General features: G+C 69.4%; 23 protein-coding genes, 3 tRNA genes and 1 other RNA gene. 12 read left to right on the forward strand and 15 right to left on the reverse strand.

From position 1 onward, the window contains the following. Positions 1–47: 47 nt before the first annotated feature. The 3 genes from G510_RS0107245 to G510_RS0107255 all read right to left on the reverse strand — a co-directional run bounded on the left by G510_RS0107245 (position 48) and on the right by G510_RS0107255 (position 2,805). The gene (locus tag G510_RS0107245; RefSeq protein ID WP_029153085.1) at positions 48–728 is read right to left on the reverse strand and encodes a response regulator; all 681 of its coding nucleotides are present in this window, start codon (positions 726–728) and stop codon (positions 48–50) included. Next, the gene (locus tag G510_RS15875) at positions 725–1,951 is read right to left on the reverse strand and encodes a sensor histidine kinase (protein WP_051216568.1); all 1,227 of its coding nucleotides are present in this window, start codon (positions 1,949–1,951) and stop codon (positions 725–727) included. Before G510_RS15875 ends, G510_RS0107245 begins: the two co-directional genes overlap by 4 nt. Positions 1,952–2,034: 83 nt before the next feature. Continuing rightward, positions 2,035–2,805, reverse strand: coding sequence for an SDR family oxidoreductase (locus G510_RS0107255; protein WP_029153086.1), 771 nt, complete (start codon positions 2,803–2,805; stop codon positions 2,035–2,037). Between the two features lie 77 nt (positions 2,806–2,882). On the opposite strand from G510_RS0107255, the gene G510_RS0107260 reads away from it, so the two are divergent. From G510_RS0107260 to ppgK, 3 genes are all read left to right on the forward strand, one after another. Next, complete coding sequence (locus G510_RS0107260; RefSeq protein ID WP_029153087.1) at positions 2,883–3,662, forward strand: glycerophosphodiester phosphodiesterase family protein; 780 nt, start codon at positions 2,883–2,885, stop codon at positions 3,660–3,662. 181 nt (positions 3,663–3,843) lie between these two features. Further along, a complete protein-coding gene (locus G510_RS0107265) occupies positions 3,844–4,236 on the forward strand; it encodes an RNA polymerase-binding protein RbpA (RefSeq protein WP_029153088.1) in 393 nt (130 codons plus the stop codon). Between the two features lie 20 nt (positions 4,237–4,256). Then, positions 4,257–5,012, forward strand: a complete 756-nt coding sequence (ppgK, locus tag G510_RS0107270; RefSeq protein ID WP_029153089.1) for a polyphosphate--glucose phosphotransferase — start codon at positions 4,257–4,259, stop codon at positions 5,010–5,012. Between the two features lie 20 nt (positions 5,013–5,032). Here the strand turns inward: ppgK and rnpB are convergent. The 3 genes from rnpB to G510_RS0107280 all read right to left on the reverse strand — a co-directional run bounded on the left by rnpB (position 5,033) and on the right by G510_RS0107280 (position 6,216). Beyond that, an RNA gene (gene rnpB / locus G510_RS17530) (RNase P RNA component class A) lies at positions 5,033–5,391 on the reverse strand. A gap of 16 nt (positions 5,392–5,407) precedes the next feature. Beyond that, a complete protein-coding gene (locus G510_RS17875) occupies positions 5,408–6,142 on the reverse strand; it encodes a zinc ribbon domain-containing protein (RefSeq protein WP_029153090.1) in 735 nt (244 codons plus the stop codon). Between the two features lies 1 nt (position 6,143). Next, a tRNA-Val gene (locus tag G510_RS0107280) sits at positions 6,144–6,216 on the reverse strand. A 165-nt stretch (positions 6,217–6,381) separates the two neighbouring features. On the opposite strand from G510_RS0107280, the gene aceE reads away from it, so the two are divergent. From aceE to G510_RS0107310, 6 genes are all read left to right on the forward strand, one after another. Beyond that, positions 6,382–9,111 (forward strand): pyruvate dehydrogenase (acetyl-transferring), homodimeric type, encoded by a 2,730-nt coding sequence (aceE, locus tag G510_RS0107285; RefSeq protein ID WP_029153091.1) that lies wholly within the window; start codon positions 6,382–6,384, stop codon positions 9,109–9,111. Between the two features lie 72 nt (positions 9,112–9,183). Beyond that, the gene (locus tag G510_RS0107290) at positions 9,184–10,413 is read left to right on the forward strand and encodes a PucR family transcriptional regulator (protein WP_029153092.1); all 1,230 of its coding nucleotides are present in this window, start codon (positions 9,184–9,186) and stop codon (positions 10,411–10,413) included. 88 nt (positions 10,414–10,501) lie between these two features. Further along, a complete protein-coding gene (locus tag G510_RS0107295) occupies positions 10,502–11,425 on the forward strand; it encodes an ACP S-malonyltransferase (RefSeq protein WP_029153093.1) in 924 nt (307 codons plus the stop codon). 22 nt (positions 11,426–11,447) lie between these two features. Further along, complete coding sequence (locus tag G510_RS0107300) at positions 11,448–12,449, forward strand: beta-ketoacyl-ACP synthase III (protein WP_036322355.1); 1,002 nt, start codon at positions 11,448–11,450, stop codon at positions 12,447–12,449. A gap of 78 nt (positions 12,450–12,527) precedes the next feature. Next, positions 12,528–12,776, forward strand: coding sequence for an acyl carrier protein (locus G510_RS0107305; RefSeq protein WP_029153095.1), 249 nt, complete (start codon positions 12,528–12,530; stop codon positions 12,774–12,776). A 76-nt stretch (positions 12,777–12,852) separates the two neighbouring features. After that, on the forward strand, positions 12,853–14,094 hold the full coding sequence (locus G510_RS0107310) for a beta-ketoacyl-[acyl-carrier-protein] synthase family protein (protein ID WP_029153096.1): 1,242 nt from the start codon (positions 12,853–12,855) through the stop codon (positions 14,092–14,094). A 71-nt stretch (positions 14,095–14,165) separates the two neighbouring features. Here the strand turns inward: G510_RS0107310 and G510_RS0107315 are convergent, their stop codons facing one another. The 3 genes from G510_RS0107315 to G510_RS15880 all read right to left on the reverse strand — a co-directional run bounded on the left by G510_RS0107315 (position 14,166) and on the right by G510_RS15880 (position 15,888). Then, the gene (locus G510_RS0107315) at positions 14,166–14,663 is read right to left on the reverse strand and encodes a DUF3145 domain-containing protein (protein ID WP_029153097.1); all 498 of its coding nucleotides are present in this window, start codon (positions 14,661–14,663) and stop codon (positions 14,166–14,168) included. Positions 14,664–14,783: 120 nt separating this feature from the next. Beyond that, positions 14,784–14,858 (reverse strand) — tRNA-Ile (locus G510_RS0107320). Positions 14,859–14,871: 13 nt separating this feature from the next. Next, on the reverse strand, positions 14,872–15,888 hold the full coding sequence (locus tag G510_RS15880) for a multidrug DMT transporter permease (protein ID WP_211219164.1): 1,017 nt from the start codon (positions 15,886–15,888) through the stop codon (positions 14,872–14,874). 61 nt (positions 15,889–15,949) lie between these two features. Between G510_RS15880 and def the strand changes: the two genes are divergently transcribed. Both def and G510_RS0107335 read left to right on the forward strand, forming a co-directional pair. Then, the gene (def, locus tag G510_RS0107330; RefSeq protein WP_029153098.1) at positions 15,950–16,516 is read left to right on the forward strand and encodes a peptide deformylase; all 567 of its coding nucleotides are present in this window, start codon (positions 15,950–15,952) and stop codon (positions 16,514–16,516) included. Between the two features lie 89 nt (positions 16,517–16,605). Then, a tRNA-Asn gene (locus G510_RS0107335) sits at positions 16,606–16,677 on the forward strand. Between the two features lie 45 nt (positions 16,678–16,722). Here the strand turns inward: G510_RS0107335 and G510_RS0107340 are convergent. From G510_RS0107340 to dusB, 4 genes are read right to left on the reverse strand one after another with little or no spacing between them, the layout of a single operon-like run. After that, positions 16,723–17,508, reverse strand: a complete 786-nt coding sequence (locus G510_RS0107340; RefSeq protein ID WP_029153099.1) for an ATP-binding cassette domain-containing protein — start codon at positions 17,506–17,508, stop codon at positions 16,723–16,725. 14 nt (positions 17,509–17,522) lie between these two features. After that, a complete protein-coding gene (gene dnaG / locus G510_RS0107345; RefSeq protein WP_029153100.1) occupies positions 17,523–19,364 on the reverse strand; it encodes a DNA primase in 1,842 nt (613 codons plus the stop codon). Beyond that, positions 19,364–20,692, reverse strand: a complete 1,329-nt coding sequence (locus G510_RS15885) for a deoxyguanosinetriphosphate triphosphohydrolase (RefSeq protein ID WP_051216569.1) — start codon at positions 20,690–20,692, stop codon at positions 19,364–19,366. The genes dnaG and G510_RS15885 overlap by 1 nt, the downstream gene beginning before the upstream one ends. Continuing rightward, complete coding sequence (gene dusB / locus G510_RS0107355; protein WP_051216577.1) at positions 20,682–21,815, reverse strand: tRNA dihydrouridine synthase DusB; 1,134 nt, start codon at positions 21,813–21,815, stop codon at positions 20,682–20,684. Before dusB ends, G510_RS15885 begins: the two co-directional genes overlap by 11 nt. Positions 21,816–21,920: 105 nt before the next feature. Between dusB and G510_RS0107360 the strand changes: the two genes are divergently transcribed. After that, positions 21,921–22,418: a glutathione peroxidase gene (locus G510_RS0107360; protein ID WP_029153102.1), complete on the forward strand. Its 498-nt coding sequence runs from the start codon at positions 21,921–21,923 to the stop codon at positions 22,416–22,418. On the opposite strand, the gene G510_RS0107365 is transcribed toward G510_RS0107360, so the two are convergent. Together G510_RS0107365 and recO are read right to left on the reverse strand one after the other, a co-directional pair. Further along, complete coding sequence (locus G510_RS0107365) at positions 22,408–23,205, reverse strand: isoprenyl transferase (protein ID WP_029153103.1); 798 nt, start codon at positions 23,203–23,205, stop codon at positions 22,408–22,410. The genes G510_RS0107360 and G510_RS0107365 overlap by 11 nt on opposite strands. A 103-nt stretch (positions 23,206–23,308) precedes the next feature. Further along, positions 23,309–24,028, reverse strand: a complete 720-nt coding sequence (gene recO / locus G510_RS0107370) for a DNA repair protein RecO (RefSeq protein WP_029153104.1) — start codon at positions 24,026–24,028, stop codon at positions 23,309–23,311. Positions 24,029–24,062 lie beyond the last annotated feature (34 nt).

Below are 24,062 nucleotides of genomic sequence, written 5' to 3' on the forward strand. Positions count from 1 at the left end.
CCGCGGGGTGAACGTCGAAAGGCGCTCGCCCTACCGTCGAGGGAGCCTCAGCCGGGCGAGACGATGCCGGCGTCGTACGCCGTGATCACGAGCTGCACGCGATCGCGCGCGGGGACCTTCTGCAGGAGCTTGCTGACGTGAGTCTTCACGGTCTGCTCGCCGATGAACAGCTCCGACGCGATCTCGCCGTTCGACAGGCCGCGCCCGATGAGCGTGAGCACCTCGCGCTCGCGGTCGGTGAGCCCGTTCAGCGCGAGGGCGGATCTCGAGGGGGCGCGGTCGCGCGTGTCCGCGAACCTCTCGATGAGCCGGCGCGTGACGCTCGGCGCGAGCAGCGCATCTCCGGCCGCGATCACCCGCACCGCCTGCGCGAGCTCCTCCGGAAGGGCGTCCTTGAGGAGGAATCCGCTCGCCCCGGCGTAGATCGCCTCGTGCACGTAGTCATCGATGTCGAACGTCGTGAGCATCAGCACGCGCGGGGTGTGCGGAAGTGGCCGCTCCGGATCGAGGATGCGGGTGGTGGCCTCGATGCCGTCGAGGTCGGGCATGCGCACGTCCATCAGGACGACGTCGGGCTTCAGCTCGCGCGCGAGGCGGACCGCCTCGATGCCGCCCGAGGCCTGACCGATGACGCGGATGTCGGGCTGCGCGTCGAGGAGCGCCGCGAAGCCCGCGCGCACCATCGCCTGGTCGTCGGCGATCAGCACCGTGATGCGGTCAGCAGTCATCGGGATTCCTCTCCATGGGCGCCGAGCGGCAGCCGCGCCAAGACCCGGAAACCGCCGTCGTTCGTGCGGGCCGCGTCCAATGATCCTCCCAGAATCGTCGCCCGCTCGCGCATGCCGACGAGTCCGTGCCCGGGCCGCGACTGCGCGGGCGGGGTTTCGGGGGCGTCGTTCGCGATGTCGATCGCGAGCACGCCGCCGATCACGTCGACGACGACATCGATCCGCGCCCCGGGAGCGTGGCGCATCGCGTTGCTGATCGCCTCCTGCACGATGCGGTACGCGGCGATCCCCTGCGCCGGCGGCGCCTCGGTCCCCTCGGGCATGGCGAGCGTGATGTTCGCCCCCGCGCGCCGTGTTTCGCCCACGAGCGCCGGGATGTCGCCGACCGTGGGCTGCGGTGCGCGCTCCGCCGGCTCGTCGTCGCCGCGCAGCGCGCCGAGCAGCTGGCGCATCTCGGCGAGGGATCCGCGGGCGGACCGGGCGATGTCCGCGAACTCGGCGGCCGCCTCGGGCGTCACGCCGGTCACGCGGTACGGCGCGGATGTGGCCTGGATCTGGATGAGCGAGAGCCCGTGGGCGACGACGTCGTGCAGCTCGCGCGCGATGCGCTGGCGTTCTTCGGCAACGAGGCGCCTCTCCTGCTCGACCAGGCCGAGCTGTCGCTCCTTGTCGAGGGCCGCGCCCACGCGCACGCGATCGCGAACGAGCGTGCCGACGCCGGCCGCGACGGCGCCGACGGAGAGCGCGACGATGCCGCCCGCCATCGATCCGCCGTCGAAGTCGAGCTGTGCCATCGCGCTGATGACGAGCCCGGGAACGAGATACGCGACGAGCCCTCTGCGCCAGCCGTGCAGCGACCACACCGCGAAGACGAGCGCGGTGAACTCGACGATGGCGGTGACGCTCCATGGCCAGGGCGCGCCCGGCGGGGCGACCTCGAACCGCACGACTGCGCTCGAGATGGTGAACACGATCACGCCGACAACCGGCCACCGCACCGCCACCACGAGCGCCGCGCAGCGCGCCGCCGTGACGAACAGCGCCACGAGCACCGGCGCGCCGTAGACGGCCGCCTCGACCGGCGCGGCGATGGCGTACAGGATCGCCGCGAGCGTGCCGGCGGCCGCGTACCAGACCGCTCGCTGATTCGCCGCGATCCACCCGCGCACCACGCGGGGCCGCCGCGGACGCTTCACGCGCGCCTGTCGATTCTTCCGCACCACGCCGTCATCCTGTCACGCCGATCACGGCTCGCGGATCCCTCCACGGTGGGACTTTGTGCGTGAGACGGAAGCGCCGCCTGCGACTACTCGATCGGCCCGAAGCTCGAGACGTCTCCGCAGATCCGCTCGTTGTTCTCGGGAACCGGGTCGACCGCGGCCTGCGCGATCTCGGCGGCGAATTCGGAGACGTTCAGGAGCTTGCCCGCCTGCTCGCGGCGCTGGTCGATCGCGCCCGGGTTGAGGCGGTTGAGGAGCGTCGCGGTGATGGTGCCCTCGATCATATCGGCCGAGACGACGACCAGCTCGATGCCGCGTTCTGCGAGCGACGGGATCCGCTCGCGCAGGGCGTCCTCGCCGGCGCGCTTGGACAGCGCGACGGCCTCGTACTCGGGCATCGTCGGCGTCGTGCGGATGAAGTGCGCCTGGTGGCTCGTGACGAAGACCACTCGCGACCCCGCGGCCATGAGCGGCAGCGCGGCCTCGAGCACGCCGACCTGCGCGTCGCGGTTCAGGCGCATCGCGTAGTCGTCGCCCATGTTCGCCTCCATGCCGCCGGAGGCATTGAGCACGAGGATGTCGAGGCCGCCGAACACGTCCTTCGCGGCGCCCATCATCGAGCCGACGGAGTCGGCATCGGTGAGGTCGGCGCCCACGACGAGGGTCTGCGTGCCGTGATCCTCGTTGAGCTTCGCGGCCAGCTTCTCGGCGCGCGGGGCCTTGTTGCGGAAGTTGATGACGAGGTTCGCGCCGGCGGCGGCGAGGAACGTCGCGGTGTCGGCACCGACGCCGCGAGAGGATCCGGTGACGAGCGCCGTCTTGCCGTCAAGCGTTCCGGCGGGTATCGGGTTCGACACGGTGACTCCTTGGGTCGTGCGGGTGGGTGCGTGACGACTTTACCGGCCCGATGCCGAGCGAGTGGTACGTTCGCGGCATGGCGGTCCACCCCTACCTCGTCGGCGCTCCCGTCCCCCGGATCCTCGCTCACCGCGGACTCGTCACCAACGCGATGCGCGACGAGGGCATCGCGGAGAACACGATCGCGGCGTTCGCGGCCGCGCATGCCGCCGGCGCGACGTTCATCGAATCCGACTGCCACCTGACGTCCGACGGCGAGGTCGTGCTCTTCCACGACGATCGCCTCGACCGGGTCGCGGGCGTCCCGCAGGCGATCGCCGACGTCACGCTCGCCGAGCTCGAGTCCGTCATGTCGACCCGCGGCGGGCTCTCCACCCTCGCTCAGGCGCTCACGGCGTTTCCCGATTCGCGGTTCAACATCGATGTGAAGGCCGACGGCGCGGCCGAGAAGGCCGGGAGGATCATCGCCCAGCACGCCCACCGCGTGCTGCTCACGAGCTTCTCGGACAGGCGCCGCAGGATCGCCCTCCGCGCCGCGCGCACGGCCGCCGGATCCCCCGCGACCGCGCCCGGGAGGGCGACGATCGTCGGGCTCGTGATCGCGACGCGGATCGCGCCGATCCGATGGCTGATCCGGCGGCTCCTGCGCGGCATCGACGCGCTGCAGATCCCCGAGCGCCAGGGCCGGCTCACCGTCCTGACGCCCCGCCTGATCCGTGCCGCGCACGAGGCCGGGGTCGAGGTGCACGTGTGGACCGTGAACGACGAACAGGATATGCGGCGTCTGGTCGGCATGGGCGTCGACGGCATCGTGACCGACCGGGCGGATCGCGCGCTCGCCGCGTTCGCCGACTGAGTTCCGCCCCGCCCCGTTGACCCGCCGCGTACAACGCGCTAGCTTGCGCGAAAGGACGCCGATCCGGTCGTACGGCCGGATGGACTGTACATCCGCTGGGAAAGCCCCGCACCGCGCGAGGTTTCGGATGATCCGCCCAGCGCGGTTCGTTAGACCTGAGTACTGACGAGAGGACTCGAATATGGCAGATCGTAGCCTGCGCGGAATCCGACTCGGCGCCCAAAGCCTTCAGAGCGAAGAGGGCGTCGTGTTCATGGAGCGCAAGGAGCACACGTATCTCTGCGGCACGTGCGCCCGAGAGACGACGCTGACGTTCGCCGCGGACGCTGAGCCGCCGGCCGCCTGGGAGTGCCGCACGTGCGGCGCCGAGGCCATCCTGCAGACGCCAGAGGGCCTCGCCGAGGTCGACCGTTCGGGCGAGAAGGTCGCCCGAACGCACTGGGACATGCTCCTCGAGCGCCGTTCGGTGGAGGAGCTCGAAGAGCTGCTCTCCGACCGCCTCGCGTTCATTCGCGAGCGCCGTGGTGAGGGCCAGGACCCCACGAAGGAAAAGAAGAACAAGAAGTCGGCGTAGACCCCCCTAAACTGGGGTGCATGACGAATGCACCCCAGCGCGCCATTGGCATCGACATCGGCGGTACCGGCATGAAAGCCGGTATCGTCGATCTTCTTGAGGGCACCCTCCTGAGCGAACGGGTGCGGATCCCGACGCCCAAGGGCGCGACGCCCCCCGACGTGCTCTCGACGGCGAAGCAGCTCGTCGGGCTGCTCGGGCCGGATGCCGAGGATCTCCCGATCGGCGTGTGCTTCCCCGCCGTCGTCAAGAACGGCGTGACGCTGTCGGCCGCGAACATCTCCGACGAGTGGATCGGCCTCGACGCCGATGGCCGCTTCGGCGAGGCGCTCGGGCGCGACATCCGTTTCGTGAACGACGCCGACGCCGCCGGGCTCGCCGAGCTGAAGTTCGGCGCCGCGCGCGACCAGCCGGGGTTCACGATCATGACGACGCTCGGCACGGGCATCGGATCCGCGTTCCTCTTCGACGGCAAGCTCGTCCCGAACAGCGAGCTCGGCCATCTCGAGCACAAGGGCGAGAGCATCGAGCGCTGGGCGTCGGCCGTGGCGCGCGAGCGCGACGACATCTCGTGGAGCAAGTGGGCGAAGCGCCTGCAGCACTTCTACGACCGCGTCGAGGCGCTCTTCTCCCCCGACCTCATCGTCGTCGGCGGCGGGGTGTCGAAGAACCCCGAGAAGTTCCTGCCGATGATCGAGACGCGCGCGCCCATCGTGACGGCCGTGCACCGCAACAACGCGGGCATCATCGGGGCCGCGAGCCTGATCCTCAGCTGAGGCCGACAGGCCGGTTCATGCGAATGGGCCGGCCTGTACGCCGGGTTCTGTCCGGGAGACGAATCTCCGTGGACGGCCATCTCTCTCGGCGACACGTTGCCGTGCCGCTCTAGCAACCTACCCGGGAACTCGGCGGGCCGCCTTGTCGTTCCCTGTTGGTCTTGCTCCAGGCGAGGTTTACCTAGCGAGCCGTGTCACCACGGCCCCTGGTGGTCTCTTACACCACCGTTTCACCCTTACCGGCACGAATGCCGGCGGTCTGCTCTCTGTTGCACTTTCTCGCGGATCTCTCCGGGTGGGCGTTACCCACCACCCTGCCCTGTGGAGCCCGGACGTTCCTCGGCGCGCTCTCGCGCGACGCGGCCGTCCAGCCGACCCATTCGCAGTTGTCGAGTCTACGCGAGCCCCGACTCGGCGGTGCGCACGATGATGCCCCCGCACTCGGGGCAGTGGAACACCTCGTCATCGGCGGTCTTGCGCAGCTGGGCGACGTGGGTGGGCGCCAGCGCCATGTGGCAGCCGCCGCACGTGCCGTGCTGGAAGTGGCCGACGGCAGGTCCGCGCGCCGCGAGTCGGTCGTAGTCGGCGACGAGATCGGCGGGGATCTTCTCGACCAGCGCCGCGCGATCCCGCGTCAGCTGTTCGAGCTCGGCGGCGGCCTTCTCGACGGCCTGCTTGCCGCCCGCGCTCAGCTCCTGGCCCTCGGCCGACGTCTGATCGAGCAGCGACTGCTGCGCGGCCACATCGTCATCGGCGGCCTGCAGCTGCTCCATGAGCTCGAGTTGCTGAGTCTCGAGCCCGTCGATGCGCGCCGTGAGCGCCTCGATCTCGCTCTCGAGCGCCCGCGCGTCGCGGGCGACGGCGGTCTTCTCGAGGCGGTCTCGGTCGCGATCCTGGCGCACGCGCGCCACGCTGATGTCGCTCTCGACGCGGCCCAGCAGGACCTTCAGATCGTCACGGGCGTTGGACTTCTCGACGAGCGCACGTCCCTGCTCGCCGCGCACGGCGAGCAGCTCCTTCACACGGGCGGCCTGCGGCGGGTTGCGCCGTGCCTCCTCTGCGCGTTGGAGCTCGACATCGACTCGCGAGAGGTCGAGCAGGGATCGCTGGTCAGACGGCGATGCTTTCACGTGGGTCCTGCCGGGATCGAACCGACGACCACCTGGGTGTAAACCAGGTGCTCTACCAGCTGAGCTAAAGACCCGTTCCGATAAGTCTACGTGGTTCTGACACCCGCGTTGCGCGTGCGATGCTCGAGTGCCGATAGGCTGGATCCATCCGTGTGCGCTGACCCGACCACCGCTCGCCTCCACGCACACCTCGATCCGCAACCCGGGCACGATCTGCCCGCACGACGAAAGGTCACATCGTGGCAGTTCACGATCAGGATCCGTACTCGCAGGGCGCTGTCGACAGCGACCCCGAAGAGACTGCCGAATGGCAGGAGTCCCTGGATCAGCTCATCGACGCGAAGGGATCCCAGCGCGGCCGCGAGGTCATGCTGAGCCTTCTTACTCGATCGAAGGAGCGTCATCTCGGCGTGCCGATGGTTCCGACCACCGACTACGTCAACACGATCTCGACGGGCGATGAGCCCGACTTCCCCGGCAACGAGGAGCTCGAGCGCCGCTACCGCCGCTGGATCCGCTGGAACGCCGCCGTCACGGTGCACCGTGCGCAGCGCCCCGGCATCGGCGTCGGCGGTCACATCTCGACCTACGCCTCGGCCGCGGCCCTCTACGAGGTCGGTCACAACCACTTCTTCCGGGGCCTCGATGACAAGGTCGGCGGCGACCAGATCTTCTACCAGGGCCACGCCTCCCCCGGCATGTACGCCCGCTCGTTCCTGGAGGGGCGCCTGACCGAGCAGCAGCTCGACGGGTTCCGCCAGGAGAAGTCGGCCGCGCCCCACGGGCTGCCGTCGTATCCGCACCCGCGCATGATGGAGGACTTCTGGCAGTTCCCCACCGTGTCGATGGGTCTCGGGCCGATCAATGCGATCTACCAGGCGATGACCAACAAGTACCTCGAGGCGCGCGGCATCAAGCCGGTCGCCGACTCGCACGTCTGGGCGTTCCTCGGCGATGGCGAGATGGACGAGGTCGAGTCGCGCGGGCAGCTCCAGGTCGCCGCCAACGAGGGGCTCGACAACCTCACCTTCGTGATCAACTGCAACCTGCAGCGCCTCGACGGGCCGGTCCGCGGCAACGGCAAGATCATCCAGGAGCTCGAGAGCTACTTCCGCGGAGCGGGCTGGAACGTCATCAAGGTGATCTGGGGCCGCGGCTGGGACGAGCTCCTCGCCCGCGACACCGACGGCGCGCTGCTCAACATCATGAACACGACGCCCGACGGCGACTACCAGACGTTCAAGACGGAGGACGGCGCGTTCGTGCGCGAGCACTTCTTCGGCCGCGACCCCCGCGCGCTGAAGCTCGTCGAGAACTACACCGATGAGGAGGTCTGGGCCCTGCAGCGCGGCGGCCACGACTACCGCAAGGTGTACGCGGCGTACAAGGCCGCCATGGAGCACAAGGGCCAGCCGACCGTCATCCTCGCGAAGACGATCAAGGGCTACGGCCTCGGTCCGCACTTCGAGGGCCGCAACGCGACCCACCAGATGAAGAAGATGACGCTTGACGACCTCAAGCTCTTCCGCGACACGATGCAGATCCCCGTCACGGACAAGCAGCTCGAGGACGACCCGTACCGTCCGCCGTACTACCACCCGGGCGAGAAGGACGAGACGATCGAGTACATGCTCGAGCGCCGTCGCGAGCTCGGCGGTTTCCTGCCCGAGCGCCGCGTCACGAACGTGCCGCTGACGCTGCCGCAGGACAAGGACTACGCGCTGCCCAAGAAGGGATCGGGCAACCAGGAGGTCGCCACGACGATGGCCTTCGTGCGCATGCTGAAGGACCTCATGCGGGTGAAGGGCTTCGGCAACCGCATCGTGCCGATCATTCCCGACGAGGCGCGCACGTTCGGCATGGACTCGTACTTCCCGTCGGCGAAGATCTACAACCACAACGGACAGAACTACCTGTCGGTGGATCGCGACCTGCTGCTCGCCTACAAGGAGAGCCCCGAGGGTCAGATCATGCACGTCGGCATCAACGAGGCCGGCGCGACCGCGGCGTTCACGGCGACGGGTACGACGTACTCGACGCACGGCGAGGTGCTGATCCCGGTCTACATCTTCTACTCGATGTTCGGCTTCCAGCGCACGGGCGACGCCTTCTGGGCGGCCGGCGACCAGATGGCGCGCGGTTTCGTGATCGGCGCCACCGCGGGCCGCACGACGCTGACGGGTGAGGGCACGCAGCACATGGACGGCCATTCGCCCGTCCTCGCCGCGACCAACGAGGCCGTCATCAGCTACGACCCGGCCTACGGCTACGAGGTCGCGCACATCGTGCAGTCGGGCATCGAGCGCATGTACGGCGGCGAGCACGAGGATCCGAACGTCATGTACTACCTCACGGTGTACAACGAGGCGTTCCAGCAGCCGAAGGAGCCCGACGATGTCGACGTCGACGGCATCGTCCGCGGCATCCACCGCGTCTCCGAGGGATCCGGTTCGGACAACCGCGTGCAGCTGCTCGCGTCCGGCGTCGGCGTGCCGTGGGCGTACGAGGCGCAGGAGCTGCTGGCGAAGGACTGGAACGTGGCTGCCGACATCTGGTCGGTCACGAGCTGGAACGAGCTGCGCCGCGACGGCCTCGCCGCCGACGAGCACAACTTCCTCTCCCCCGACCAGGAGCCGCGCGAGGCGTACGTCACGCAGAAGCTGAAGCATGCCGAGGGTCAGCCGTTCGTTGCGACGAGCGACTTCATGCACGCCGTGCAGGACCAGATCCGCCCCTGGGTGCCCGGCCCCTACGCCACGCTCGGCGCCGACGGGTTCGGCTTCAGCGACACGCGTCAGGCCGCTCGCCGGTACTTCAAGATCGACGGCGCATCGATGGCCGTCAAGGCGCTGCAGATGCTCGCTGAACAGGGCAAGATCGACCGCTCGGTCGTCGCCCAGGCGATCGAGAAGTACCGTCTGCACGACGTCAACGCCGGCACATCCGGCAGCGGCGGCGGCGACGCCTGATCCGGCACTGCGTGTGATCGTGGGCGGAACTCTCACGGGAGGTCCGCCCACGAAGGGTTACAAGGGAGTGATATGAGCGACAGTTCGCGCGCGACCATGGACAAGCAGGCGACCCTGTCGTGGCTGCGCCGCATCTCCGGCGACATCTCGACCGCGACGCTGCGCCGGCTCGAGGATTCCCTCCCGTGGTACTCCGAGATGCCTCCCGGGCGACGCTCCGCGGTGGGCCTGGTCGCGCAGGCCGGCATCACGTCCTTCATCGAGTGGTACGAGGATCCCTCGGGTGCGCCGACCATCGCCGCGGACATCTTCGCGGCCGCCCCGCGAGAGCTGTTGCGCAGCGTGAGCCTGCAGCAGACTCTCCAGCTCGTGCGCGTCACCGTCGATGTGACCGAGGAGAAGATCGCCGGCCGCGGCGACCACCTGCGCGAGGCGATGCTGCTGTACTCCCGCGAGGTTGCCTTCACCGCGGCGGACGTGTACGCGCGCGCCGCCGAATCGCGCGGGCTCTGGGACGCGCGCCTCGAGGCCCTCGTCGTCGACACGATCCTCACGGGCGAGACCGACGATGAGCTCCCGAGCCGCATCGCGGCCCTCGGCTGGCACGGCCACGGCGAGGTCAGCGTGCTCGTCGGCACCACGCCGTCCCTGTTCGACGTCGATCAGGTGCGCCGCCGCGCGCGCAAGCTCGGCGTCGACGTTCTGATCGGCGTGCAGGGATCCCGTCTCGTCCTCGTCCTCGGACGCGCGGACGAGCCCTCCCACGAGGGCACGGGCGAGGACGCCCCGCTGAGCTTCCTCGACATCGCCGCGAACCTCGAGCCCTTCTTCGGCGCCGGGCACCTCGTGCTCGGGCCCACCATGGACGCGCTCGTCGATGCGTCCCGCAGCGCCCGTGCGGCGCTCGCGGGCTTCGCCGTCGCGGCGAGCTGGCGCGGCGCGCCCCGCCCCGTCGAGGCCGACGACCTGCTGCCCGAGCGTGCTCTCGCGGGCGACGCGGTCGCGAAGAACACGCTCGTCGAACGCATCTACCGCCCGCTCGAGGGCCACTCCACCGACCTCGTGACCACGCTGTGGAGCTACCTCGATAACGGCCGCTCGCTCGAGGCGACGGCCCGTGAGCTGTTCGTGCACCCGAACACGGTGCGGTATCGCCTCAAGCGCGTCACCGACGTGATCGGGTGGGACGCCACCGGCCCCCGCGAGGCGCTCATCCTGCAGACGGCGCTGATCCTCGGATCCATCGGATCTTCCGAGCACGCTCGCCGACGCCACGCCGCGCGCCGCGCCGAGCGCCCGTAACGCGCTGTGACTCCCGCACAACGATCTTCGCGATTCTTGTACGGGTGTCGCCATCACCCCACCGCCCGCTGACGGAAGAATAGATCGAGTGATTGTCGCCGCTTTTCCCGGACAGGGTTCGCAGACCCCCGGTTTCCTCGCCCCCTGGCTCGAGTTCGACGGCGCGCGCGAGCGCCTCGAGCGCTTCGCCGATGCCGCGGGCGTCGACCTCGTCGCCGCGGGCACCCAGTGGGACGCGGACCGCATCCGCGACACTTCCGTCGCGCAGCCGCTGATCGTGGCGGCGAGCATCCTCTCGTGGCAATCGCTCACGGACGATGAGCGCGCCGCGTTCGGCAGCGTTGCTGGCCACTCCGTCGGCGAGATCGCGGCGCTGGTCGCGGCGGGCGTCATCAGCGACGTCGACGGCATGCGGCTCGTCGGCGAACGCGGACGCGCCATGGCGAAGGCCGCGGCCGAGGCCGACACGGGCATGAGCGCCGTGATCGGCGGCAAAGAGCCCGACGTTCTCGAGGCCATCGCCGATGCCGGCCTGCAGCCCGCGAACTTCAACGGCGGCGGTCAGATCGTCGCCGCGGGCGACATGGTCGGCCTGCAGTCGCTGTCCGAGAACGCTCCGCGCGGCACCCGCGTGATCGCGCTCCAGGTCGCCGGCGCATTCCACACGCGGTACATGGCGTCCGCGTCGAGCGCGCTGCAGTCGGCCGTGGATGCGATCGGATCCGTGAGCGATCCGGTCACCGACCTCTGGACCAACAGCGACGGATCGGTCGTCGCCGACGGCGCCCGCGCTCTCGAGCTGATCGTCCACCAGGTGCAGAACCCGGTGCGCTGGGACCTGTGCATGGCCGGTTTCGCGGATCGCGGGATCACGGGCCTCGTCGAGTGCAGCCCCGCGGGCGCCCTCGTGGGCCTCGCGAAGCGCGGCCTGCGCGGCACGCCGTCCGTCGCCCTCACCTCCCCCGACGATCTGGCCGCAGCGCGCGACCTGCTCGCCGAATCCGCCTCCTGATCGTCGGACGCCAAAGGACCTCATGAACGTCACTCTGAAGCAAGCTCCCACCACCCCGTACACGCGCATCCTCGCAATGGGCGCGGCACGCGGTGAGAACGCCGTGCCGAACGACGACCTGGTCGGCCCGATCGATTCGAGCGACGAGTGGATCCGCCAGCGCACGGGGATCGCGACGCGCACGCGCGCGAACAAGGAAACGACGGCGATCGACCTATCGATCGCGGCCGCGAATGAGGCCATCGCGACGTCAGGCATCGACCCGTCGGAGGTCGATCTCGTCATCGTCGCGACGATCAGCAACCCCCGCCAGTCGCCCTCGGTGTCGGCGATCGTCGCGGATGCTATCGGCGCGACCCCTGCCGCGGCCTACGACTCGAACGCCGCGTGCGCGGGTTACTGCTACGGCATCGCTCAGGCCGACGCGCTGATCCGCACCGGCGCGGCGCGCTACGCGGTCGTCATCGGCGCCGAGAAGCTCAGCGACATCGTGGACCCGACCGACCGGTCGATCTCGTTCCTGCTGGGCGACGGCGCCGGCGCCGCCGTTCTCGGCCCGAGCGACACGCCCGGTGTCTCGGTGTCGCAGTGGGGATCCGATGGCTCGCGGGCCGACCTCGTCGGCATGAATCACACGCTCGTCGAGTTCCGCGACGGCGAGTCCGAGTGGCCCACGCTGCGCCAGGAGGGTCCGAGCGTGTTCCGCTGGGCCGTCTGGGAGATGGCCAAGGTCGCGAAACAGGCACTCGACGACGCGGGCGTCGCCCCCGAGGATCTCGCCGCGTTCGTGCCCCACCAGGCCAACGGCCGCATCATCGACGAGTTCGCGAAGCAGCTCGGCCTCCCCGACAGCGTGAAGATCGCCCGCGACATCGAGACGACCGGGAACACCTCGGCTGCCTCGATCCCGCTCGCCACGCACCGCCTGCTCCAGGAGCACCCCGAGCTGTCGGGCGGCCTCTCGCTGCAGATCGGCTTCGGCGCCGGCCTCGTGTACGCCGCCCAGGTCGTCGTCCTCCCCTGAATTCGAACCGGCCGCAATAGACTTGTGGCGGTTTCCCGACCCATCCGACCATTTCAGCCATAATCAAGGAGAAATCACATGGCACTCAGCACCGAAGAGGTCCTCGCAGGCCTGGCAGAGCTCATCACCGATGAGACCGGAATCGACGCCGGCGAGGTCGCCCTCGAGAAGTCGTTCACCGACGACCTCGACATCGACTCGATCTCGATGATGACGATCGTCGTCAACGCCGAGGAGAAGTTCGGCGTCACGATCCCCGACGACGAGGTCAAGAACCTCAAGACGGTGAAGGACGCGGTCGACTTCATTACGGCCGGCGCAGAGTGATCCGTCGGGGCGCCGCGCGGTGCACGCCCGTGGCGCCCCGCCCTCATCGCACGATCTCGGAGCAAGGGAAACCCGAATGACCAAGCGCATCGTCGTGACCGGAATGGGCGCGACATCTGCCCTCGGCGGCACGGTCGCCGACAACTGGAAGAATCTTCTGGCCGGTGTCTCAGGCGTACGTCCGCTCGAGCACGAGTGGGTCGAGCAGTACGGCCTCCCCGTGACGTTCGCCGCGGAGGCGACGGTTCGTCCCGAGACCATCCTCGACCGCCCGACCGCGAAGCGCCTCGACGTTTCTACGCAGTTTGCGCTCGTCGCGGCACTTGAGGCCTGGGCCGACGCGGGATCCCCCGATGTCGATCCCGAACGGCTCGGCGTCGACTTCGCCACCGGCATCGGCGGCGTGTGGACTCTCCTCAACGCGTGGGACACCCTGCGCGAGAAGGGCCCGCGGCGCGTCATGCCGATGACGGTTCCCATGCTGATGCCGAACGCGTCGGCCGGGTTCCTGTCGCTGCACTTCGGTGCGCGCGCGTTCGCCCGCACCGTGGCCTCGGCCTGCGCCTCGAGCGTCGAATCGCTCGACAGCGCCTACCACCACCTTCAGGCGGGCGATGCCGACATCGTCATCGCCGGTGGCGCGGAGTCGGCGATCCACCCGATCACCGTCGCCTCGTTCAGCTCGATGCAGGCCCTCTCCCGGCGCAACGACGACCCGTCGACGGCCTCGCGTCCGTGGGACACCGACCGCGACGGCTTCGTCATGGGCGAGGGCGCGGGCGTGCTGATCCTCGAGACCGAGGAGCACGCCCTGGCGCGCGGCGCCCGGATCTACGCGGAGCTCGCGGGAACCGGCGTCACGGCCGACTCCCACCACATCACGGCCAATGACCCCTCCGGCGCGGGCGCCGCGCGCGCCGTGCACCAGGCGCTCCGGGCGGCCGAGCGCGCCCCCGAGGACGTCACGCACATCAACGCGCACGCGACGTCGACCCCCGTCGGCGACCCCGCGGAGTACACCGCGCTGCACTCGATCTTCGGAGACCGCGTGCGCGAGATCCCCGCGAGCGCCACGAAGTCGTCGACCGGGCACCTGCTCGGCGGCACGGGCGCGATCGAGTCGGTGTACACGGTGCTCTCGATCCGCGAGCACATCGCTCCCCCGACGATCAACCTCGTCAATCAGGATCCGGCGATCCCGTTCCTCGCGTCGAACACGACGCAGCCGCTGTCCGACGGGCCGCAGCTGGCGATCAGCAACTCGTTCGGCTTCGGCGGACACAACGCCGTTGCGGCGTTCGCCTCCTACGACGGCTGAGGTCTCGCACCGCACGCACGAATGAACGCGGCCCCCGGAGTATTCTCTGGGGGCCGCGTTGGTCTGTGGGGTCAGCCGACCTGGTGCAGCCAAACGACCGGAGCATCGTCGCCGGCCGCGCGGAACACGTCGAGCTCACGGTCCCATGCCGTGCCGAGCGCGATGTCGAGTTCGCGCCGCATCTCGAGCGGATCCAGGTGGTCCATCGCCGCGCGCACGCGCTCTTCGGGCACCGTGATGCTGCCGGAGGCGTCCATCTGCGAGTGGTGCACCCCGAGATCAGGGGTGTGCATCCAGCGTCCGCCCATGGAGGCGGCAGTGGGATCCTCGGTGACCTCGAACCGCAGGTGCTCCCAGCCGCGGATCGCGGAGGCGATGACCGCGCCGGTGCCGGCGAACCCGTCCCACGAGAACTCAGCGCGGCGCGCGCCGTGGAGCGCGGGCTGATTCTGCCATGAGAAGTTCACAGCACGACCGATCGATCGTCCGACCGCCCACTCGAGGTGGGGGCACAGCGCTTTTGGCGCTGAGTGGATGAAGACCACTCCGCGCGCACGTGGTGTCGCCATGATCTCTCCGTTTCGTCAGGTGCGGCTTCCCCTCCGAACCTGAACGGCGATCGAAATGACGATCAGACTATTCGACTGTGTTCTTATTCTGTCCCACACGGGCGAGAATCACAAGATCTGTGGGGCCGGTGGGACTTGAACCCACGGATCGTCGAGTTATGAGCTCGCTGCCTTGACCATCTTGGCTACGGCCCCGCACCGGTAAAGCTTATCGGTCGCCGGCGTCCCCACGCGTATCGAAGGTGCCGGTGCTCCCCCGCGCAATGGGGTGCTCCTGGCTCTCGCTCATGACCTGCGGGTGACGCTTCGCGAGCAGGACGACGCCGACGGCGGCGACACCTCCCGCGATCGTCCAGATGATCACGGTCCAGATCGGCGTGCGCGCGGCCTCTCCGAGGAGTGTGGCCCCGATGATGACGGCGATGATCGGATCGACGACGGTGAGACCGGCAATCACGAGGTCCGGCGGGCCCGACGCGTACGCGGTCTGCACGAAGTAGGCTCCGGCGATGCCGGCGGCCGCCAGCGCGATGCCGCACGCGATCGTGACGAAGTCGAAGTTTCCGGCCTGCACCCGCGTGATGATCACCTTCGCGAGCGTCGCGACGAAGCCGTAGAGGACGCCGGCGCCGGTGATGTAGAACAGCGCACCCGCGCGCGTCTTGAAGATGAGCCACGCGGCCGCGACGCCGATGAGCACGATCATCAGGATCACGAGCAGTACCAGCAGCTGGGTCTCGTCGAGGGGCGACTCGACGGCATACAGCGCGGCGAATGCGACGAAGACGAAGATCCCGCCCAGGCAGAGCGCTACGGCGGTCATCGATGCCTTCGTCGGCATATGACCGGTGTAGTGGGCGTTGACCATCGTCGTCACGACGAGGGACACCGCGCCGAGGGGCTGCACGACGATCAGCGGAGCGATCGCGAGCGCCGAGAGCTGGCACACGATCGCCGCGATGAGCAGCAGCGTGCCCATCACCCAGGAGGGTCGCGAGAAGAGCTTCAGCAGGTGCGAGGCGCGCAGCCCCTTCTTGCCGGTCAGGCCGGCGATGGCCTCGACCTTGCGCACGCCGCGGCTCTGATACTGCGCGCCGAGCGACATGAATACCGCTCCGGCGATCGCGAGCGGGATGCCGAGAAGGAGCCCCGGGTTGTCGAACAGCCCGATGAAGTCATCGGGCGAGACATCGGCGCTCACAAGATTGGTCTGTGCCCAGCTCACATATCCGAGCGTAATGGCATTTTCTCGGGGTGCGCCATGGGGCTGGCCGTAGCCTTGAGGTATGGCCATTCTCCCGATCCGCATCTGGGGCGACCCTGTGCTGCACGCCCCCGCCGACCGCGTCGATTCCATCACGGACGACGTCAGAGCCCTTGTCGCCGACATGTACGAGACGATGGATGCCGCACCCGGCGTCGGGCTCGCCGCGCCCCAGGTCGGCGTGGGCCTGCGGATATACACCTACACGTATGAGGACGACGAGGGCCGCCCCTGGCGCGGCGAGATCATCAACCCCGAACTGTTGATGACCCCCCTGGTGCCCGGTTCGCCGGATGAGGACGAGGAGTCGGAGGGCTGCCTCTCCTTCCCGGGCGAGAGGTTCCCCCTGCGCCGCTCGGATCGCGTCGTGGTCACCGGCACCGATATAGAGGGTGCGCCGGTGCAGATCGACGTGGAGGGGTGGCGCGCGCGCATCATGCAGCACGAGTTCGATCACCTCGACGGCGTGATGTACGTCGACCGCATTTCCGACGGAGACTGGAAGACCGCGCAGAAGATCGCGAAGAAACGCCGATGGGGTGTGCCCGGCGTCAGCTGGACACCGGGGGTCGACGACCTCGAGGGCTGAGCGACGCGCCCGGCACGCCCTCGGTTTCGCGTCCCCGCTCCTCGTTTGTTAGGCTGTTCGAGTTGCGCACGACGCGTGACAGTGCATGATCCTCGGTAGCTCAACGGCAGAGCAGCCGGCTGTTAACCGGCAGGTTATTGGTTCGAATCCAATCCGGGGAGCGCATAGGAAGAACCCCGCCACTCGCTGTGGCGGGGTTCTTCTCGTTACGCCTCGATGAACGCGAGCGAGTCTTCCGCGCCGGGCGTGACGATCGGATCCTCGCCCGATGCGCGCCAGGTCGCGGGCGCGCCCTGATCGAGCACGATCTGGTCAGCGCCGATCTCGCGCGCGAACGACGAATCGTTCGTCACGACGAGCGCCGCCATGCCCCATTCGGCCCGTCGGCGCTGGATCGCGTCGCGGACGACGTGGCGCACCTCGACGTCGATGCCGGCGAGCGGCTCGTCGGCGATGAGCAGGCGCGGATCCATGACGAGGGCGCGCGCGAGAGCGACGCGCTGGCGCATGCCGGCGCTCAGCTCGTGCGGAAACTTGCCCGACGCTCCGAGCGGCAGCCGCACCTCATCGAGCAGCGTCGATACGCGCACCTCGAGGCGCTGGCGAACGATCCGGGGCTCGCGCGACACGATCGGCTCGACGATCACGTCGCCGACCGTCATGTCGGGGTTGAGCGTCGGACCCGCGTCCTGGGCGAGGTATCCGACGCGGTAGGTGAGCACGCTGCGCGCGCGTCCCGGGTAGCGCGCGGAGATGCCGCACACGGTCGCGGATCCGCCGACGATGCGCGCATCGGGCCCGCGCTGGCCCGCCAGCGCGGCCGCCAGTGACGACTTTCCGGATCCCGTCGTGCCGGACACGCACAGCGCGCCGCCGAAACGGACGTTGGCGCTCACGCCGTCCACCGCGCGAACGGCGCCGGATCCGCGTCCGCGCTCCACGCTCAGGTCGTCGAGGCGCAGAGCCCACTCGGTCAGATCGGGAATACGCATCCGTCCATCCTGCCCTACTCCCCTGCGATCAGGCGGCGCTCCTGGTCGATGTCGCGCAGGCGCAGCCGCACGGCGCGCCCCTCTTCCGACTCGGGCGCGACGCGCTGGACCTCGCCGAGCAGCTCGCGCTTGCGCTGATCGAGGCCGCGCACGATGATCCGGCGGCACAGGTCGTTCGCCGAGATCGCGGCATGCTCCTCGTCGCGCGCCGGGAAGTCTCGCATCAGCACCTCGCCGCCGAGCTGGCGCAGCGCCTGGGGCAGCGCATCGATCGCGGCCTGGCCCCAGCCGGGCCGGGATCGATCGACCGACGAGATCGCCGCGCGCACGACGTCCAGCGCGGGCGTGCGGAACTTCGCCTCCAGGGCGCGGTGCATCAGCGTGGGCTCGATGCGGTGCCCGTACTGCAGGATCCCCGTGAGCGCGTCGCGCTCGACCGCCACGTCGGTCGTACGCGGAAGCGACGACAGCGTCGTGGCGGGGGCCGCCGTGGTCGGGGCCGGCGCGAAGGATCGCTCTTCCTGGCGCGCCCCGCGCGCGGCGTTCTCCACCTCGCGATGCACGTCCGCGGGATCCATGCCAAGGCGCTGCGCGAGCACGCGCTCGTAGCCCGGGCGGATCAGCCGGTCCTTGATCTCGGCCACGATCGGCGCGGCGGCGCGCAGCGCCCCGACCCGCCCCTCGACGCTCGTCAGCGGGAAGCCCGCGAGCTTGCGATCGATGACGAACTCGAACATCGGCACCCGGTGGTCGAGCAGCGCGCGCACGGCGGCGTCGCCGCGCTGCAGGCGCATGTCGCACGGATCCAGCCCGTCGGGCGCCACGGCCACGAAGGTCTGCGCGGAGAACCGGTCGGCGTCGGCGAACGCGCGCAGCGCCGCCTTCTGCCCGGCCTCGTCGCCGTCGAACGTGAACACGACCTCGCCGGTCGCGGAATCGTCGCCCATCACGCGCCTCAGCGTGCGGATGTGCTCGCTGCCGAACGCCGTCCCGCAGGTCGCGACCGCGGTCGTGAGCCCCGCGAGGTGGCAGGCCATGACGTCGGTGTAGCCCTCCACGACGATCACGCGCTTCGGCTCGCCGCGCGAGATGTCGCGCTTGGCGAGGTCGAGCCCGTAGAGCACCTGGTTCTTCTTGTAGATCGGGGTCTCGGGGGTGTTGAGATACTTCGGCCCCTGATCCTCGTCGTAGAGCTTGCGCGCGCCGAAGCCGATCGTCTGGCCCGTCACATCGCGGATCGGCCATACGAGCCGGCCGCGGAAGCGGTCGTACACGCCGCCGCGCTGGTTCGTCGACACCAGCCCCGCGGTGATCAGCTCGTCGCGCGTGAAGCCCTCGCCCGTGAGGTGGTTCAGCAGGTGATCCCAGCCCTTCGGCGCATAGCCCACGCCGAAGTGGCTCGCGGCACCCGGATCGAATCCCCGCCCGCCGAGGAACGCCCGCGCGACCTCCGCCTCCGGCGACACGAGCTGCTGACGGAAGTACTCGGCGGCGCGCGAGTTCGCGGCGAACAGCCGCGCGCGCCCGCTCGTCTCGGGCGCGGGCCCGCCGCCCTCCTCGTAGTGCAGCGGGAAGCCGAGGCGCGCGGCGACGGCCTCGACGGCTTCGGAGAAGGAGAGGTGATCCATCTCGCGGAGGAACGTGTACACGTCGCCGGATTCACCGCATCCGAAGCAGTGATAGAAGCCCTGGCTCGGGCGCACGTTGAAGCTGGGGCTCTTCTCATCGTGGAACGGGCACAGACCCTTCATCGAGCCGATGCCGGCCGATTTCAGCGCCACCCGCTCGCCGATCACGTCGGCGATGTTCGTGCGCGCCTTGACCTCTTCGACGTCGGCTTGCCGAATGCGCGGCATCAGCGAGCACCCGCCCGCGCGGCGCCGATCGAGATTCCGACGGAGGCCGGGTCGATATCGCCGACGAGCCGTGCGTGCCACGCCACGGCGGTCTGATCCGTGAGGCTCGCGACCTGATCGACGATCACGCGCTTGCGCTCGTTGTCGCTCGTCGAAGCCGCGTAGTCCGCCGCGAACGCCGGATCGAGCTGGTCGGCACCGGAGGAGAACAGCGTGTCGGTCGACCACAGCGCATCGGCGATGCGCGTCAGGACGGCGCGCTGCTCGTGATACACCGTGCGGCGCTCCTCGATCGTGACGATCGACGCCCCCATGATGCCCTTGAGCACGGCGATCTCGACGTCGACGTCGCGGGGCACGACCACGTGCGCGCGGTACCGGGTGAGGTCGCCCGTGCCGTGGGCCTCGCGCGTGGCTGCAACGGCCGACTTCGCGAAGCGCCCGATGAGGTCGCTCGTGAGGTTCTTCAGCCGCGCGAGCGCCTCGCGCGAACGGTCGAAGTCGGCCCGCCACATCGGCTGACGAGTGAGGCGCCGCAGCGCGTCGGCGAGCTCGTCCCGCGAGTAGTCCGAGCCGACCCACGCCTGAATCTTGCCGATCAGCGCGTCGTGCTCGACCGGATCCGCGAGCAGCGCGACATCGACGTATCCGTTCATCACGGCGTCCTCGAAGTCGTGCACCGAGTACGCGATGTCGTCCGAGAGGTCCATGACCTCGGCCTCGATGCACCGGGCGCGATCGGGCGACCCGTCGCGCATCCAGCGGTAGATCTCTTCGTCCTCGGGATACACGCCGAATTTCAGGCGCCCACCCGGGTCGGCCACCGGATCCGCGACCGTCCACGGGTACTTGCACGTCGCGTCGAGCGTGGCGCGCGTGAGGTTCAGCCCGAGCGAGTGGGATCCCTGCATCGTCTTCGCTTCGAGGCGCGTGAGGATCCGCAGGCTCTGCGCGTTGCCCTCGAAGCCGCCGATCCCCGACGCCCATTCGTTGAGGGCGCGCTCGCCGTTGTGCCCGAACGGCGGGTGGCCGAGGTCGTGGCTCAGGCACGCGGCATCGACCACGTCCTCGTCGAGGCCGAGCGCCGAGGCGAGCTCGCGGCCGATCTGGGCGACCTCGAGCGAGTGCGTCAGCCGGTTGCGCGCGAAGTCGGCGTCGCTCGCGGGGCTCAGCACCTGGGTCTTCGCGGCCAGGCGGCGCAGCGCCGCGGAGTGCAGCACGCGTGCGCGGTCCCGTGCGAAGTGGCCGCGCGATGAGCGGTGCTGCTCGACGAGGAAGCGTTCGGCGTCCCGCGCGGAGTATCCGGCGGGGATCCGCTCAACCGCCACTGGTATCCAGCTCCGCTTCCTGCAGCTCGGCGCTCGCGGCGTGGTCCAGCGTGCGCGACGACAGCCAGTGCTCGGGCAGCACGGCGCGGCGCGCCCGGCCGGCGCGGCCTCGGGGCCCCTCGACGCTGTCGCCGGGGTACGGGGCCGAGAGGTCGAGCTCGCCGATCAGGTCGTCGATCTCGGCGAGTGTGTCGACCTTCGTGAACCGGCCGCGCATGTCACCGCCGACCGGGTAGCCCTTGAAGTACCAGCTCGCGTGCTTGCGGATGTCGCGGCAGCCGCGCTGCTCGTCCTCGTAGAAGTCCACGAGCAGCTCGGCGTGGCGTCGGAACGCCTGCGCGACGAACGCGAGGGTCGCATCCACGATCGGCGCCTCGCCCCCGAATGCGCGCGCGAGCTCGCCGAACAGCCAGGGCCTGCCGAGGCATCCGCGGCCGACGACGACGCCGTCGCACCCGGTCTCGTCGACCATGCGGATCGCGTCCTCCGCGCTCCAGATATCGCCGTTGCCGAGCACCGGGATGCTGTGGACGTGCTCCTTCAGCCGGGCGATCGCCGACCAATCGGCCGTGCCCGAATAGGCCTCTTCGAGCGTGCGCGCGTGCAGCGAGACGGCCGCGGCCCCCACGTCCTCGGCGATGCGTGCGGCGTCGAGATAGGTGGGGTGGTCGTCGTCGACGCCCTTGCGCATCTTGACCGTCACGGGAACGTCTCCCGCACCGTCGACGGCGGCCTTCACGATGTCGCGGAAGAGGTCGAGCTTCCACGGCAGCGCGGCGCCGCCGCCCTTGCGCGTGACCTTCGGCACGGGGCAGCCGAAGTTCAGGTCGATGTGGTCTGCGTGGCCCTCCCCCGCGATGATCCGTGCGGCCTCGCCGGTGTACTTCGGATCGACCCCGTAGAGCTGGATCGATCGCGGCGTCTCGGACTCGTGGTGCTGGATCAGGCGCATCGTCACGTCGTTGCGCTCGACGAGCGCGCGCGTCGTGATCATCTCGGTCACGTACAGCCCGATGCCGTACTCGCGGCACAGACGTCGGAACGCCATGTTCGTCACGCCCGCCATCGGCGCGAGCACGACCGGCACGTCGATCGTGAGCGGCCCGATCTTCAGGGGCGGCATATCGCGCACGGCGGGCGCGGCAGGGGCAGTCTCGAGGGCGGTCGTCACGGATCCATTCTCTCACCACCCGGCTCCAAGGCGCCCCAGCGCCGGTAGCCTGTGGATATGTCCTCAGCAATGGATCTTCGCACCATCGAATTCCTCGACGCCGACGGCGCCGAGAAGACGCTCGCCGACTACGGATCAGGCGTCACGCTCGTCGTCAACGTCGCCAGCAAGTGCGGCCTCACGCCGCAGTACGAGCAGCTCGAGCAGCTGCAGCGCACGTACGGCGATCGCGGGCTGAGCATCGTCGGGTTCCCGTGCAACCAGTTCATGGGTCAGGAGCCCGGTTCGATGGAGGAGATCCTCGAGTACTGCGCCACGACCTGGGGCGTCAGCTTCCCGATCCTCGACAAGATCCGCGTCAACGGATCGCACGCCGCACCCCTGTACAAGGCGCTCAAGAAGACGAAGGATCACGCCGGGCTCGCGGGCCCCGTCGCGTGGAACTTCGAGAAGTTCGTCATCCTGCCGTCGGGCGAGGTGGAGCGCTTCCGCCCTCAGACCACGCCGGACGACCCGGCGATCGTCTCGCTGATCGAGAAGAACCTCACGGCGTAGGCTGGTCGACCGCGCCGCCGTAGCGGCGATCGCGGCTGTGGTAGCTCTGGATGGCGCGCCACAGGTTCTCGCGCGAGAAGTCCGGCCAGAGCGCGTCGTCGAAGATCATCTCGGCGTAGGCCGATTCCCAGAGCATGAAGTTACTGGTGCGCTGCTCGCCGCCCGAACGGATGAACAGGTCGACGTCCGGCATGCCCGGCAGGTAGAGGCTGTTCGAGATGGTCTTCTCATTGATCGAAGACGGCTTCATCCGGCCGGCCTGAACCTCCTCCGCGATGTGCCGCATCGCGTCGACGACCTCCCAGCGCCCGCCGTAGTTGATGCACATCGCGAGGGTCATCGCCCGGTTGTCCTTCGTGAGCTCCTCGGCGACCTCGAGGTCCTTGATGACCGATCCCCAGAGCTTCGGGCGCCTGCCTGCCCACCTGACGCGCACGCCCCACTCGTTCAGCTGATCCCGGTGCTTGTGCAGCACCTCGCGGTTGAAGCCCATGAGGAACCTGACCTCGGCGGGCGACCGCTTCCAATTCTCGGTGGAGAACGCGTACACCGAGAGATGCTTCACCCCGGCCTGCACCGCGCCCGCGATCACGTCGAGCATCGCGTCGACGCCGACCCTATGCCCCTCCGTGCGGGGCAGCCCCTGTTGGTTCGCCCACCGCCCGTTGCCGTCCATCACGACCGCGACGTGGTTCGGCACGGGGCCGGTGAAGCGAGGAGGATTGAGCCCCGTCCAGTCGAGCGGCTTGAACGGCACGGCATCGGGATGGGTGTACGGCTTCGGCATCCTGCCATTATCTCGCCTCGCCGCGTTGCCGAGCGCCTGAGATGTTGCCGAGGGCCTGACGAAATCGCCGATTCGGTCAGGCGCTCGCCGAAATCTCAGACTCTCAGCGACGGCCGAGCGACCGCAGCGCCCGCTCGAGGTGGTGCTGTGCGTAGGCCGAGACGAGCCCGCTCGCGCGATTCGCCGTCGCGGGATCCGCCGCGTCGACCGATTCCCAGTCCCCCGCGAGCAGCGCGGCGACGTGCGCGAGCGCATCCGGATCCGCGCGCGGCGTTCCCGCGACCGCGCACGCCCGGCACACGGTTCCCCCCGCATGCGCGGAGAAGAATTCGTGCGGGCCCAGTTCGCCGCACTGCGCGCAGGCCTCGAGCTGGATCGGCCAGCCGCCGAGCCCCAGCGCGCGCAGGAGGTACGAATCGCGCGTCGAATGCGGCCCGTGCTCGCCCTTCGACAGCGACCGCAGCGCGCCGACGAGGAGGAAGAACTGCTGCGGCTGAACGTCGCCCTCGCTGACGAGGCGATCGGCGGCTTCGGCCATCGCGTTCGCTGCGAGGTACCGGTCGTAGTCTGCGGCGATCGCCGCGCCATAGGCACCCAGCTGATCGACCTGCTGCACGATGTCGAGGTTGCGGCCGATGTAGAGCTGCGCATCGACCGCCATGAACGGCTCGAGCCGGGCGCCGAACTTGCTCGAGGTGCGGCGCACGCCCTTCGCGACGGCGCGCACCTTGCCGTGCTGACGGGTCAGCAGAGTCAGGATCCGGTCGGCCTCGCCCAGCTTCTGGGTGCGGAGGACGACCGCGTCGTCTCGGTAGGTCGGCACCACTCCATTATCCGCCGGAACAGCGTCATGTCGG

The sequence above is a fragment of the Microbacterium gubbeenense DSM 15944 genome (genome assembly GCF_000422745.1).
In the GTDB taxonomy this organism is placed as follows: domain Bacteria; phylum Actinomycetota; class Actinomycetes; order Actinomycetales; family Microbacteriaceae; genus Microbacterium; species Microbacterium gubbeenense.